The following is a 13899-nucleotide window of genomic DNA, read 5'->3' as shown; positions in this document are numbered from 1 at the left end:
TCGCGGGTCACCCGGGGAAGGAGTCGGGGCCGGTGGGGCCTTCGGGCAGGCCGGGGAGGTCCGGCTCCGTCTCGGGGCCGACGCCGGGCCCGGTGTCCTGGCCGGGCGGCGGCGCCGTGTCCGGCTCCAGGGGGTCGCCGGTCGAGGGGCAGCCGGGCGGGAGCGGGGACGGGACGGCGCCCTCGGGGGTCGGCAGGCCGGGCGTGGGACAGTCGGTGGACGTGGTGTCCTCGCCGGGGGTGGTGCCCTCGTCGGTGCCGTCGGTGCCGTCGGTGCCGTTGGGCTCCAGGCTCTCGTCCGAGCCGGTGGGGTCGGGGTCCTGACTGGTCTCGTCCGGCGTCGTCTCGTCCGGCGTCGTCTCGTCCGGCGTGGTCTCGTCGGGCGTGGTCGGGTCCGTGGGGTCGGTGGGGGTCGGGTCCGGGGGCGGTACGGGGCGGTCGTCGCCGCCGTCCTCGTCGCCAGTCCGCCGCTCGATCCAGGTGTTGTTGGTGATGTTGATGATCGTGATGTGGGTGATCGGGCGGGGTGCCGGGGTCACGACGATCACCTGGGTGGGCCGGTAGCCGCTCCAGGGCTCGCCGCTGTGGCGCGGGGCCTGCCGGAAGGCGACGGGCGGCTTCAGCGGGTTGCCGCAGGCGCAGCGCACCCGGGGCAGGCCGCGGTCGTCCACGAGGACGGCGGTGCCCGCCTGGAGCACGGACTGGAAGCCGGTGGCGTGCCCGTCGCGGTAGCCGTGGTTGGTGATCCGGGTGTCGGCGCGCAGCACGACGGGGGTGAGGCCGCGCAGGTACGACGGGATGCCGTTATCCGCGATGCCCGACGCCTCGGCGAAGGCGCGGGCCTTGGCGGAGTCGGCGGTCAGAAAGCGGATCTGCCGGCCGACGTCGCAGCTGCCGGTCCGGTGCGTGCCGCCGTAGAGGCCGGGCGTGCCGCCCGCGAGGGAGCGCAGGCCCTGGTCGGTGGGCGAGGCCGAGCCGGTCGGCGAGGGCTGCGGCGAACGGGTGACGGGCGGGGGGCTCGCGGCGGCCCTGGCGGTGGACGCGGTGAACGGGGCGGGGCCCTGCGCGGCGACGGGCTGGAGGAACAGCTCGCGCCCGCTGTCGGCTGTGTCCTTGGTGCCGTCGCCGCCACCTCCTGAGCAGCCCGCGGCCGCCAGGGCCGCGGCTATCGCGAAGGTCGTCGCATAGGTCCGGAACGTCGCACCCACAGGTGCCTCCCGCCTGTCGCCGGGCAGATTGGCCCCCTATTGTCTGAACGGCCCTCTGGCGACCCGCAAGCGGAGTCCCGGGGGCGGGGGGCAGGCAGCACGGGGCGGAGCCCCATGCGTCGGGCGGGCCCCAAGGCCGGGAACCGGACAGCAGGACGGGGCTGGCAGGCTGCGCCGCCAGGGCACGCGAGCGGCGTCTTGAGGCCCCGGAGGTAATCCCACGTAAGCCGGGCCGAAGCCCTGGGACGACGGGACAGGCAGGCAGCAGGGCACGCGGCGGGTGGATCCAGGAGCGGGGACCGGACCCCGGAAGAAGACCCACGCACCTACGCGGGGCGGAGAACCAGGTACGACGGGACAGGCGAGCAGCAGGGCCACGAACCGTGCACGACCGGCGCGCGGTGCCCCGCCCGGGCCGGGCAGGAGGCGCGGGCCGGACGGAAGTGCGGGTGGCGGGCGCGGGTGTCCCGTGGTGCCCGCGCCCGTTGCCTCCCCCGGTCGGGGGCCCCGGTCCCGGTCACTGGTCCCTGCGATGCACCCCCGCCACCGTGACCAGCACCGCCACCGAGGTCCACACCGCGTACACCGTCCACGCGCCGCCCGTCGACCACGGGAAGGGGGTCGCGAAGGTGGCCGGCTGGGTGAGGCGCTGCCAGGCCTCCAGCGGCATCGTGTGCGACGCCAGGGCGGACCAGTACCGGTCGGAGCTGAAGACCACGGGCAGGATCAGGAGCGTGCCGACGGCCAGGACGATCGTCGTGCCCATGTGCCGTACCAGCGTGCCGATCGCCATGCCGGTGAGCGCCCCCACGGGCAGCAGCAGCGCCGAGGCCGCGACGACGCGGACGGCACCGGGGTGGTCGAAGGGGACGCCGAGGTCGCGCCCGGACAGGATGGCCTGGGTGGCGGCGAAGGAGGTCACCGCGATCAGCGCGCCGAGCACGGTCATGACCGCGGCGAGCACGGCGGCCTTGGCCGCCATCACGGAGCGGCGCGCGGGCACGGCCGCGAACGTCGTGCGGATCAGGCCGGTGCCGTACTCGCCGGTCACTGTGACGGCGCCGACGGCCCCGGCCGCGAGCAGCAGGATCGTGGCCGCGTTGCCGGTGAAGGCCTGCTGGAGCGACATGCCGTCCTGGATGAAGTCGGCCCGGCTCCCCGCGTCGCGGCTCGTCCAGTAGCGGTAGGTGTCGTAGGCCGTACCGGCGTTGAAGCCCGCGACGGCGAGGAAGATCACGACGTACGACCATGGGGTGGAGCGCAGCGACCACAGCTTGAGCCACTCGGCGGCGAGCAGGTCGCGGAAGCGGGCGGGAGGCTCGGCGGACGCCTCGGCGGCGACCTCGCTGGGCAGGGTCAGATGCGCGGTCATCGGGACTCTCCTGTGCGGGAAACGGCTTCGCCGGTACGGGAACGGGGTTCACCAGTGCGGGCCGAGGGCTCGGACCTGCGGGAACGGGGCTCGCCGGCACGGGAACGGGGTTCACCGGGGCGGGCAGAAGGCTCGCCCGTGCGGGCAGAGCACTCACCGGTGCGGGCCGAGGACTCACCCGTGCGGGAGCGAGGTTCGCCCGTGCGGGCCGAGGGCTCACCGGCGCGGGGAAAGGGCTCGCCCGCGCGGAATTCGGCGCTGTCCGCGGTGAGTTCCATGAAGGCGTCCTCCAGGGAGGCCTGGCGCGCCACCAGTTCGTGCAGCGGCAGGGCGTGGCGGCAGGCCAGGTCGCCGACCCGGCCCGCGTCGAGGCCGGTCACGGTCAGGCGCGGCCCGTCCCGCAGCACGGTGGCGCCCGCGGCGGTCAGCACGTCCACGAGGTCGGCCGCGCGGGGCGTGCGCACGCGTACGCCCGCTCCGGTGCCGCGGGCCGCGAACCGCTCCAGGCTCTCGGCCGCGATGAGCCGCCCGCGCCCGATCACGACGAGGTCGTCGGCGGTGTGCTCCATCTCGGACATCAGATGGCTGGAGACGAAGACGGTGCGCCCCTCGTCGGCCAGGCGCCGGAACAGCCCGCGCACCCACAGCACGCCCTCCGGGTCGAGGCCGTTGAGCGGCTCGTCGAACAGCAGCACCGGCGGGTCGCCGAGGAGCGCGGCGGCGATGCCCACGCGCTGCTTCATACCGAGCGAGAAGCCGCCGACGCGGCGCCGGGCCGCGTCGGTGAGGCCGACGTCGGCGAGGACCTCGTCGACGCGGCGGCGCGGGATGCGGTTGGACCGGGCGAGGACGGCGAGGTGCGCGGCGGCGGTGCGGCCGCCGTGCACCTCCCCCGCGTCGAGCAGCGCGCCCACGTGGCGCAGGCCCCGCGGGCGGTCGCGGAAGGCGCGGCCGCCGACGGTGACGGCGCCCGACGTCGGGTCGTTCAGGCCGAGGATCATCCGCAGGGTGGTGGACTTGCCCGCGCCGTTCGGCCCGAGGAACCCGGTGACGCGGCCGGGGCGCACGCTGAACGTCAGGTCCTCGACGGCCGTGGTGGGGCCGTATCGCTTCGTCAGCTCCATGGCTTCGATCATGGGGACAACGCTGCCGCGGACAGCGGCCGTTCGGCATCGGACCGGGGCTGACACTTGGCGGTGCGCCGGTGTCGACCGAGGGTGTACACCCCTGGTCCGATGCCTGTCGTCGATCATCTGGCTACCATTCCGGGCATGTCCGCGACACCGGCTCCACCCCTGTTCGAGCGCCGCTCCCCGGCCACCTGGATGGTGCTCGCCTGGTGCGCGGGCTCGGCGCTCACCTTCCTCTTCCGGTTCCGGCTGCCCGGTGAGTCGGAACCGTCCGTCTGGCCGGGCGTGCTGCTCTTCCGGTGGGACGGCATGGTGACCCTCGCCCTCGCCACCGCCGTCACCCTGGCGGGCTGCGTCCGTCTCGAACGCCGTCCGCTGCGGGGCCTCGCGCTGCTGCTCGCCGGTTCCGCCCTGGGGGCGATGCCGCTGAGCGTGGGCGAGATCCCGCTGCTCCAGTTCCTCGCGGTCGACGTCGCGCTGTACTTCGTCGCGGCGTCCCGGCCGCGCCGCACCGGCGCCGCGGCGCTCGCCCTCGCGCTCGGCACCCTGGGCGCGTACCTCGCCGTGCGGGTCCTCAGCGGCTGGCCCGTCGGCACGTCCGCCGAGCTGACCGTGGCGCTCACCGCCGTCATCGCCTGGCTGCTCGGCCGGGCGACGCACGAGTCCCGGGCGCACGCCGAGCAGGTGCGCGCCCAGGCGGCCGCGCAGGCGGTCACCGCCGAACGGCTGCGGATCGCGCGCGAACTGCACGACATGGTCGCGCACACCATCGGCATCGTGGCCCTCCAGGCCGGTGCCGCCCGGCGCGTCATCGACACCCGGCCGGAGCTCGCGCGCGACGCCCTCGGCGCGGTGGAGACCGCGAGCCGCGACACCCTGTCGGGCCTGCGCCGGATGCTCGGCGCGCTGCGGCGGGCCGAGCCCGGCGAGGCCGCCGAGGCGGCGCCGCTCGACCCGAGCCCCGGCCTCGCGGACGTCAACCGGCTCGCCGCCCGCACGACGGCCGCCGGGGTCCGCGTCGACGTGCGCTGGCTCGGCACGCCCCGGCCGCTGCCGCCGGAGGTCGACGTGTCGGCGTACCGGATCATCCAAGAGGCGGTCACCAACGTGGTGCGGCACGCGGGCACCGGGTCCTGCCGGGTGACCGTGGAGCGGCAGAGCAAGGAGCTGCGGATCGAAGTGGTCGACGAGGGGAAGGGCACGGGCACGGCGGACAGCAGGGGTTCCGGATACGGGCTGCTCGGCATGCGGGAGCGGGTGAGCCTGCTGCACGGCGAGTTCTCGGCCCGGCCGGGCCCCCGAGGGGGCTTCCGGGTCGCGGCGCGGCTTCCGGTCCCGGCGGGTGCGCGATGACGGTCCGCGTCCTGCTCGTCGACGACCAGCCCCTGGTGCGGGCGGCCCTGAGCATGGTCATCGCCGAGGCGGAAGGCCTCGAAGTCGTCGGCGAGGCCGGGGACGGCGCCGAGGCCGTCCGCCTGACCGGCGAACTCGCCCCCGACGTCGTGGTGATGGACATCCGCATGCCCGGCGTGGACGGCATCGAGGCCACCGGCCGGATCACCGCCGCCGGGGGCGCCACCCGGGTCGTGGTCCTGACGACGTTCGACGACGACGAGTACGTGTACGGGGCGCTGCGCGCCGGGGCGTCCGGGTTCCTCGTCAAGGACATGGCCCTGGACGACATCCTGGGCGCGGTGCGCGTCGTCGCCGCCGGAGACGGGCTCATCGCGCCGAGCGTCACCGGCCGCCTCATCAAGGAGTTCGCGGAGCGCCCGGCCGCCGCCCCCGCGCCGGAGCGGCCGCGGATCGGGGGCATCACCGACCGGGAGCGGGAAGTCCTGGCCCTCGTCGGCGGCGGCCTGTCCAACACCGAGATCGCCGAGCGCCTGTGCATCAGCGTGGCCACGGCGAAGACGTACGTGACCCGGCTGCTCGCCAAGCTCGACGCCCGCGACCGGGTGCAGCTGGTGATCATCGCGTACGAGACGGGGCTGGTGGCACGGTCGCGGTGACCCCGCCGAGGGGACCGACGGCTCACTCAGCGTCACAATGGGGAGGTGGAGTGGTTCACGGCGGACGGGTACTGGCTGAGCCGCCTGGTCTTCCAGCGGGCGCTCGCCGCGGTCTACCTGGTCGCCTTCCTCGGCGCGGCGCTCCAGTTCCGCGCGCTCATCGGCGAGCGCGGCATGCTGCCGGTGCCCCGGTACGTGGCGCGGGTGCCGTTCCGCGCGGCGCCGAGCCTGTTCCAGCTGCACTACTCGGACCGGTTCTTCGCGGGCTGCGCCTGGGCGGGCTGCGCGGTCTCCGCGGCGCTCCTCGCGGGCGTGGACGGCCTGCTTCCGCTGGGGGCCGCGATGGCGCTCTGGCTGGTGCCGTGGGTGCTGTACCAGTCCGTCGTGAACGTGGGACAGACCTGGTACGCCTTCGGCTGGGAGTCGCTGCTCCTCGAAGTCGGCTTCCTCGCCGTGTTCCTGGCGGGCGACGACGTCGGGCCACCGGTCCTGGTCCTGTTCCTGCTGCGGTGGGTCCTCTTCCGCGTCGAGTTCGGGGCGGGTCTGATCAAGATGCGCGGGGACGCCTGCTGGCGCAGGCTCACCTGTCTGTACTTCCACCACGAGACCCAACCGATGCCGGGGCCGCTGAGCTGGTTCTTCCACCGGCTCCCGGGCCCGCTGCACCGCGTGGAGGCCGCGGCCAACCACGTGACCCAACTCGCGGTCCCGTTCCTCCTCTTCACCCCGCAGCCGGTGGCGACGGGCGCGGCCTGTCTGATGGTCGTCACCCAGCTGTGGCTGGTGCTCTCCGGGAACTTCTCCTGGCTGAACTGGCTGACGGTCGTGCTCGCCCTGTCCGCCGTCGACTTCCGCCTGTTCCTCGGCGACGCGGCGAACCCGCCGACGCACCTCGCCGCCGCCCCGCTCTGGTACGAGGTCCTGGTCATCGCCGTCACCGTCGCGCTGCTCGGCCTGAGCCACCGCCCGGCGCGCAACATGCTGTCCCGGCGGCAGGTCATGAACACCTCCTTCGACCCGCTGCACCTGGTCAACACCTACGGCGCGTTCGGCAGCGTCAGCCGGGTGCGCCAGGAGGTGGTGATCGAGGGCACCGCGGACGACACGCCCCGGCGGGACTCCGAATGGCGGGAGTACGAGTTCAAGGGCAAGCCGGGCGACCCGCGCCACTGGCCCCGCCAGTTCGCGCCCTACCATCTGCGGCTCGACTGGCTGATGTGGTTCGCCGGGCTCTCCCCCGCGTACGCGCGCGCCTGGTTCGGACCGCTGGTGGAGCGCCTCCTCGAAGGCGACCGGGACACCCTGCGCCTGCTGCGCCGCTGCCCCTTCCCCGACCGGCCGCCGCGGTACGTGCGGGCCCGCCTCTACCGCTACCGCTACACGACGTGGCGCGAGCTGCGCGCGACGGGCGCGTGCTGGGAGCGCACGTACGTACGGGAGTTCCTGCCGCCGACCCGGCTCGACGCGGTGCGGGGCCGGGAGCAGGAGCGCGGATAGTACTCCGGCACGCCCGCCTTGTCGCGCGGCGTGGACACCCTCGGCGCCCGGCCCCTACCGTGCCCTCCAGAGGAGAGGAAGGGCCCGCGCCAGGGGGTGCGCGGCGGGCGCCTCCCGGGGGGAACGATGGACTACTCGTCCGTCCTGCGGTTCCGATGGGACTGCCAGGACTGCGGCGCGGCGGCGGACGACGAGACGTACCTGGCCGTCGACGCCGACGCACGCCCCGATCTGGTCGAGAAGGTGATCAGCGGCGAGATACCGGCGGTCACGTGCCCCGGGTGCGCGGCCAGGACCTGCCAGGGGGTGCCGCTGCTCGTGTACGGCAGCCGCTCCCTGCCGCAGCTGTTCTTCTTCTGCCCGCAGGACTCGTCGGCCGCCGCCGACGAGGCGAACCGGAAGACCTATGTGGACGCCCTCCTCGACCGGCTCGGGCCGGTCAGCGCCGAGGAGGCGGAGGAGTACGGCGTCGTCTCCCTGCCCTTCGAGGCGGCGCCCGTCTTCCTGCGCCCGTACGTCTCGGACGGCGTCCCCGCGCCGGAGTCGGGCTCCTTCACCGCCAAGGCCGGGAGCGGACCGCCACCGGCCGAGGCGCTGCGGATCCTCGACCGGATCATGGCGCGGTGGCCGTCCGGCTTCGGCAGGTCCGTGACGCACGGGCCGGCCGGCGACGAGCTGGTCCGTCTTGCCGAGCGGGGCCTGGACCTGCTCGGCGGCGGCGAGGACCATCCCGAACTGCGGACCACCCTCCGGATGTGCCTGGGCCAGGCCCTGTGCGCGACGCACCGCGACGACGAGGCGGTCGACGTCGAACGCGGCATCGGCCTGCTGCTCCGCGCGGCCCGCGGCCTCACCCGGGACGAGCACGCCCCGGCCCGGGCCATCGCGCACCTCGAAGTGGGGCGCGCCTACGGCAGGCGGCCCGTCGGCGACCACCGCGCCGACCAGGAGCACGCGATGCGCCATCTGCGCACCGCCCTCGAAGTGGTGGATCCGCAGACGGACGCGCGGACGTGGGCGCGAGCGCGGACCGAGCTGGCGATCGTGCTCATCGAGCGGGGCACCCAGTCGGACCCGGAGGAGACCGAGGAGGCCATCGGCCTCCTGAAGCCGGTCGTCGAGCGCCTGGACCCCGCCGACGCCAAGCACGTGTGGTGCGACGCCCAGAGCCTCCTCGCGGGGGCCTACAACGTGCGGCTGCGGGGCGATCCCGCCGTGAACCAGGAACAGGTCATCCGCCTGTACGAGCGGCTCAACGAGGTCGAGTCGGAGCGGACCGACCCCGAGCAGTGGGCCAACACCCAGGCCCGGCTCGCGGTCTCGCTGTGCAAGCGGATCCGCGGGGACAGGCGGGACAACCTCCTGCGCGCCCGCGAGCACGCGCTGCGGGCGCTCCGCGTCTACGAACGCGTCGGGGACCGCCGCGAAGCGTCCAGCACGTACGACAAACTCGCCCTGGTCGCGCACCTCCTGGAGGAGTACGACGAGGAGGTGCGCCTGCACCGGGCCGCGCTCGCGGACCGCCCCAGGGGCACCACTCCGCTCCTGTGGGCCCGCAGCACGGTCAAGCTCGGCTTCGCGCTGCTCCAGCAGGCGGAGCGGGGCGCGACGGACGATCCGGTGGCGACGGCCCACCAGGGTCTGCGCCAGGTGCGGGAGGCCGTCGACGCCTACGCAGGGCTGCCGACCGCGGCGGAACTCGCCCTCGTCCACAGCCAGGTGGCGGACGCCGCCCGGCGCTGCCGGGCGCTCGACCCGAGCCGGGACGCCGAGCTGCGGGAGCTGGAGGTGACCGCCCTCGGCACGGCCGCGGCCCAGGCGCACGACCGTCCTGAGATCCTGCGCGACGTGTCGACGGGCCTCGGCGACGCCGTCGCCGCCCGGGGCGACTGGAGCCGGGCGAGCACCGCGTACGGGCAGGCAGTGTCGGCCGACGACGAGATGTTCCGGTACTGCCTGGTGAGCGCCTCGCGGGAGCGGCACCTGAGGTCGGCGGGCGACCTGCACCAGCGGGCCGCGTACGCGCTCGCCCGCGCGGGGCGGCTCCAGGACGCGGTGCTGTGTCTGGAACGGGGCCGGACGCGCACCTTCAACCTGGCGCTCTCGCCGGACCACGCCCAGCTCAAGGAGGTGTCCGGGACGGCCCCCGAGGCGCACGCCGCGTATGTGCGGGCCGCCGAGGCCGTGCAGGCCCTGGAATCCCGCAACCGCGAGCTGGGCAGACCGCGGTCCGCCGCGGGCGACGGACGGCGCGTCGAGGCCGCCGAGTACGAGGTGGGCGGACTCCTGGAGGAGGCCCGCGCCGGGCTCGCGGCCGCCGTCGCCCGGATCCAGGAGCTCCCCGGCATGGAGACGTTCCTGAGGCACACGACGTGGGACGACGTCCGGGCCGCGGCCCGCCCCGGGGAGCCGCTGTGCTTCGTCGCCTGCGCCCCGGCCGGGAGCGTGTCCCTGATCGTCCGGCACGAGGGCGACGCGGGGCCGGGGCTCGAAGCCGTCCGGTCGCCGCTCACCGCCGAGGAGGCCACCGCCCTGGCCCAGGAGGTCGCCGGGGCCGCGCGGGCCGCAGGGCGCGGCCTGCGTCCCCTGCTCGCCCGGCTCGGCAGCCGTCTGGTCGCGCCGCTCGCCGACGCGCTCGGCCCGGCGGCGACGGGCGCGGTCGTGGTGGCCTGCGGTCCCCTCGCCCACCTTCCGCTGCACGCCGCGACGCTGCCCACCACCGGTGAACCGCTGCTCGCCACGCACACGGTGGCCTACGCCCCGTCGGTGCGGCTGCTCCTCGCGGCGCGGCGGCGGGCCGCCGCCGCGCCCTCCGTCCCCGTCCTCGTCGCGGCGTCCGACTCCGGCGCGGACAGCGGCATCCTCGCCGCGCAGGAGGCGCGGGCGGTGACCCGCCTGTTCGCCGCCGCGGGCGAGGGGCACCACGTGACCCGGGACCTGCTCGCCGAGCTCGCCCGCGCCACCCACGTGCACCTGGCCTGCCACGGCGCGTACGACCCGGACGACCCGCTCGCCTCCGGGCTCGACCTGGACGGCGGCCGCGTCACCCTGGCCGATCTGCTCGACGCCCGGCCCCGGCCGCTGGAGCGCGCCCGGCTCGTGACGCTGTCCGCCTGCGAGTCGGGGCTCGTGGACGCCCGGCTGCCCGACGAGGCGATCGGCCTGCCCACGGGCATCATGCTCGCGGGCGGGGCCGGGGTGGTGTGCACGCAGTGGGAGGCGCGCGACACCGCCGCCGTCCTGCTCATGGTCGCCTGCTACCGGCGGCTGCTCGGCCTCGACACCGAGCGGCGCCCCGGCGCGCCGCCACCGCCCGGACCGCCCGCTCCCGCGAGCGCCCTGCGGGGAGCCCAGCTGTGGCTGCGGTCCGCGACCGTGCCCGAACTGCTCGCCCTGGAGGAGCTGCCCGCCGAGGTCCGCCACCGGCTGACGTCCGACGGCGTACCCGAACGGCCTTTCGCGCACCCCTACTTGTGGGCGCCCTTCGCCCTGGTGGGCACATGACGACGCCACCTCCCGGACTGGACTTCGCGACCCTGGAGCGGTTGCCCGCGTACGCGCGGATCGCGCGGCTCCAGATCGTCGAACTCCCCGGGTTCCGGGACGCGACCACCCCCGACGTCGTGGGCTGTCTGCTCGGCTGCCTCTGCCTGGCCTACGCCGAGGAGGAGCGCTACGAGGAGGCGGTCGGCGCCGGTCGGCGGGCCCTGCGGATCGCCACCGAACAGGCCCCGGACGACGCGGCCCTCCTCGGGCACGTGTGGCTGAACCTGGGCGTGGCCCACAGCCGGGCCGGTGACCTCGCGCAGGGACTCGCCGCGCACCTGGAGAGCTGGACGCACTGCCGCCGGGCCGACGCGCGGGAGACGCTGGTCAAGGCCGGGGGCAACGCCTTGCTCGCGCTGGAGTCCGGGCAGCCCACGGGCGAGCGCGAGCTGGCCTTCCTCCAGGACTGCCGCTCCGTCTTCGAAGCCGCGGGCCTGCGCCCGCAGACGGCGCGCGCCTGCCGCCTCCTCGGGGCCGCCCTCGTCGACCGGGGGCGGGCGGCGGACGCCGTCGGCGTGCTGGACCAGGTCCTCGCCCTCACCGAGTCGCATGGTGGGGCCCGGACGATGCGGCGCGAGACGGTACGGCTCCTGGGGGAGGCGGACCGGCAGCTCACCGGCGGGGCGGGCGCACCGGCCCTCGGCCCCGGTCTGCTGTCGGAGGTGCACGCCCTCGTCGCCGACGGGGTGGAGAGCCTGCGGCGGGAGCGGACCGACCGCGCGACGACCTGCTTCTCGCGCGCGCTCGCCCTCCTGGAGCGGCGCGGCCGGGAACCGCAGCGGATGCTCGCCGCCTTCCTCCTGCTGGTGCTCGCCCGGCTCGCCCGGGCGCAGGACAACGAGGCCGCCACGGCCGGGCTGCTCGGGCGGGCCGCGGCGGAACTGTCGCGGGTCGGCCGGGCGCAGGGCGAGTGGGTGAAGCTGCACGCGCACCTGGGCGACCTGGACGATCTGCTGACACTGGCGCAGGGTGTGGCGTGGGAAGCCCGGCGCGGCGACGGTGGCCGGGGCGGCGGACGTGGCCGACGGACACGGCGAAGGGGGCGTGGATGACGCCGGGCACCGTCCAGCAACTGGCGATCGTGGTCCTCCTCGTCCTGCCCGGGACCACGTACCTCTTCGCCAGGGAGGGCTTCCTCGGCATCCGGGAGGCCGAGCAGGAGAGCGGCAACCGGATCCTGCGCGCCCTCGGGGTGGGTGTCCTGCTCGACACGGCGTACCTGATCGCCGCCGGACCCCAGCTCGTCCGGCTGCTGCGGGGCGGCGGCAGGACGCCGCTGGCGGGCGTCGCCGACCATCCGCGCGTGTTCGGCCTGTGTCTGCTGCTGCTCGCCGTCGTCTGTCCCGCCCTGCTCGCCTGGCTCGAGGCCCGCTGGGTGCGGCGACGGCGCGCGGCCCTGCACGAGCGCACCCCCACGGCGTGGGACGCCCTGTTCCAGGACCGCGGGGCGTGTTACGTCCGCGTGCGCCTCAAGAACGGCGGCTGGGCGGGAGGCTGGTACGGAACGCGTTCGCGCGCCTCCGCCTATCCGCAGCCCGGCGACCTCTTCCTGGAATCCCAGTACCGCATGGAGGCCGACGGCTCGTTCGGCCCTCGGCTGCCCCAGACGGGCGGCCTCTACGTACGAGCGAGCGACCTGGACCTCGTGGAGATCCATGAACCGCGCCGCCGGAACCGAGGAGACACCGATGACCGATCCTGACGCACCGTCCACCCCCGCCGACCGCGTTCCCGTCACCCCTGTCGAGCCCGACGAACTCGACGACCTCGGCGTCTGGGCGGGGGCACCGCGCGGCACGCACAAGCCCAAGGCCGAGGAGTTCCCCGAGGAGGAGGCCCTGCCGCCGGAGGGTCCCGCCGGGGTCACGCCCTCGGTCCCGGCGGGCCCGCCGGACCAGGAGAGCTGAGGCCGCCCGGGGCACGGGCGCGCTCCGGCAGGCCGTACACGCGCCGGGCCGTGCCCGCGAACACCTGCGTACGCTCGGCGGGGCTCAGTTCCCCCGCCAACGCCCGTGCCGCGTCGACGACTTGGCCGTACGAGGCGGCGAGCGCGCACACCGGCCAGTCCGAGCCGAACATGAGCCTTCCGGGGCCGAAGGCCTCCAGGGCCGTGTCCGCGTAGGGCCGCAGGTCCGCCACCGTCCAGGTCGCCCAGTCGGCCTCGGTCACCAGGCCCGACAGCTTGCAGACGGTGTTCGGCAGGGACGCCAGGACGCGCAGCGACGACGCCCAGGGTGCGAGGGCGCCGGACGCCACGGGCGGCTTGCCCAGGTGGTCGAGGACGAAGGTGACCTGGGGCAGGCGCGCGGCCGCCTCGGCGCACAGCGGCAGCTGGTCCGGGCGCACCACGAGGTCGTACACGAGTCCGGCGTCCGCCACGGCGGCGAGTCCGCGCCGCGTGTCCGCGCGCAGCAGCCACTCGGGGTCGGGGTCGCCCTGCACCTGGTGGCGGATGCCCACCAGGTGGCGCCCGCCGGGGAGTTCGCGGAGCGCGGCCAGGGTGTCGGCGACGCCGGGCCGGGTGAGGTCGGCCCAGCCGACCACCCCGGCGACCAGCTCGCTGCCGGCCGCGAGGGCGAGGAGTTCCGGGGTCTCCTCGGGCACGGTGACGGTCTGCACGAGGACGGTGGCGGTGACGCCGTGCGCGCGGGCGTGCGGCGCGAGGTCGGCGAGCGAGAAGCCGCGCCGGATCGGGGCCATCGCGGGACCGGTGATCCACTCCTGGTCGCGCACGGCGAGGTCCCAGACGTGGTGGTGGGCGTCGACGATCGTCTCCGTAGCGGCAGTTCGCACCTCGTCCGCCCGCGTCACGGCAGCTCCCACACGATGGGGAGGCCCGCGGCCGCGCCCTCGGCGGAGTAGTCGTGGACCACGTCGAGCAGCTCGGCCATGCGGGCCTGCCAGGCCGTGTTCACCGGCAGCCGCTCCAGCTCCGCGAGCAGGCGCGCGTAGTCCGCGCACTCCACGACGTGGAACAGATCGGCCCCGCTGCGCCAGATCGTCCACGACGTGGCGCCCGCCGCGTGGATCGCGGTGGCCAGCTCGGCGGGGACCTCCCGGTGGGCGGCCTCGTAGGCGTCGATCCGGTCCGCGCGGACCTTGGTGTGCAGGGCGACTCTCACGACGGCCCCTCCT

General features: G+C 75.4%; 12 protein-coding genes. 7 read left to right on the top strand and 5 right to left on the bottom strand.

Annotated features, from left to right (window positions below; genetic code table 11):
• Positions 1-7: 7 nt before the first annotated feature.
• The 3 genes from CP982_RS41955 to CP982_RS35525 form a co-directional block, all read right to left on the bottom strand.
• A complete protein-coding gene (locus CP982_RS41955; RefSeq protein WP_170316559.1) occupies positions 8-1207 on the bottom strand; it encodes a DUF6777 domain-containing protein in 1200 nt (399 codons plus the stop codon).
• A gap of 517 nt (positions 1208-1724) precedes the next feature.
• A complete protein-coding gene (locus tag CP982_RS35530) occupies positions 1725-2579 on the bottom strand; it encodes an ABC transporter permease (protein WP_150514220.1) in 855 nt (284 codons plus the stop codon).
• Entirely contained in the window at positions 2576-3715 is a 1140-nt protein-coding gene (locus CP982_RS35525) for an ABC transporter ATP-binding protein (protein ID WP_150514219.1), read from the bottom strand. Before CP982_RS35525 ends, CP982_RS35530 begins: the two co-directional genes overlap by 4 nt.
• Before the next feature lie 135 nt (positions 3716-3850).
• Between CP982_RS35525 and CP982_RS35520 the strand changes: the two genes are divergently transcribed.
• The 7 genes from CP982_RS35520 (at position 3851) to CP982_RS35490 (ending at position 12671) form a co-directional block, all read left to right on the top strand.
• Complete coding sequence (locus CP982_RS35520; protein ID WP_150514218.1) at positions 3851-5062, top strand: sensor histidine kinase; 1212 nt, start codon at positions 3851-3853, stop codon at positions 5060-5062.
• Positions 5059-5721, top strand: coding sequence for a response regulator (locus CP982_RS35515; RefSeq protein ID WP_150514217.1), 663 nt, complete (start codon positions 5059-5061; stop codon positions 5719-5721). The genes CP982_RS35520 and CP982_RS35515 overlap by 4 nt, the downstream gene beginning before the upstream one ends.
• Positions 5722-5766: 45 nt before the next feature.
• A complete protein-coding gene (locus tag CP982_RS35510; protein ID WP_150514216.1) occupies positions 5767-7218 on the top strand; it encodes a lipase maturation factor family protein in 1452 nt (483 codons plus the stop codon).
• Between the two features lie 126 nt (positions 7219-7344).
• Entirely contained in the window at positions 7345-10722 is a 3378-nt protein-coding gene (locus CP982_RS43035) for a CHAT domain-containing protein (RefSeq protein ID WP_150514215.1), read from the top strand.
• Positions 10719-11816, top strand: coding sequence for a hypothetical protein (locus tag CP982_RS35500; protein ID WP_150514214.1), 1098 nt, complete (start codon positions 10719-10721; stop codon positions 11814-11816). The genes CP982_RS43035 and CP982_RS35500 overlap by 4 nt, the downstream gene beginning before the upstream one ends.
• The gene (locus CP982_RS35495; protein ID WP_150514213.1) at positions 11813-12466 is read left to right on the top strand and encodes a DUF6338 family protein; all 654 of its coding nucleotides are present in this window, start codon (positions 11813-11815) and stop codon (positions 12464-12466) included. The genes CP982_RS35500 and CP982_RS35495 overlap by 4 nt, the downstream gene beginning before the upstream one ends.
• On the top strand, positions 12453-12671 hold the full coding sequence (locus CP982_RS35490) for a hypothetical protein (protein WP_150514212.1): 219 nt from the start codon (positions 12453-12455) through the stop codon (positions 12669-12671). The genes CP982_RS35495 and CP982_RS35490 overlap by 14 nt, the downstream gene beginning before the upstream one ends.
• Here the strand turns inward: CP982_RS35490 and CP982_RS35485 are convergent.
• Together CP982_RS35485 and CP982_RS35480 are read right to left on the bottom strand one after the other, a co-directional pair.
• Positions 12628-13575, bottom strand: coding sequence for an amidohydrolase family protein (locus CP982_RS35485; RefSeq protein ID WP_229878991.1), 948 nt, complete (start codon positions 13573-13575; stop codon positions 12628-12630). The two genes, CP982_RS35490 and CP982_RS35485, sit on opposite strands and share 44 nt — an antisense overlap.
• Entirely contained in the window at positions 13572-13886 is a 315-nt protein-coding gene (locus CP982_RS35480) for an L-rhamnose mutarotase (protein ID WP_150514211.1), read from the bottom strand. Before CP982_RS35480 ends, CP982_RS35485 begins: the two co-directional genes overlap by 4 nt.
• Positions 13887-13899: the final 13 nt, after the last annotated feature.

Source organism: Streptomyces spectabilis, assembly GCF_008704795.1.
Classification (GTDB): domain Bacteria; phylum Actinomycetota; class Actinomycetes; order Streptomycetales; family Streptomycetaceae; genus Streptomyces; species Streptomyces spectabilis.
This window is presented reverse-complemented; position numbering and strand designations above follow the sequence as displayed.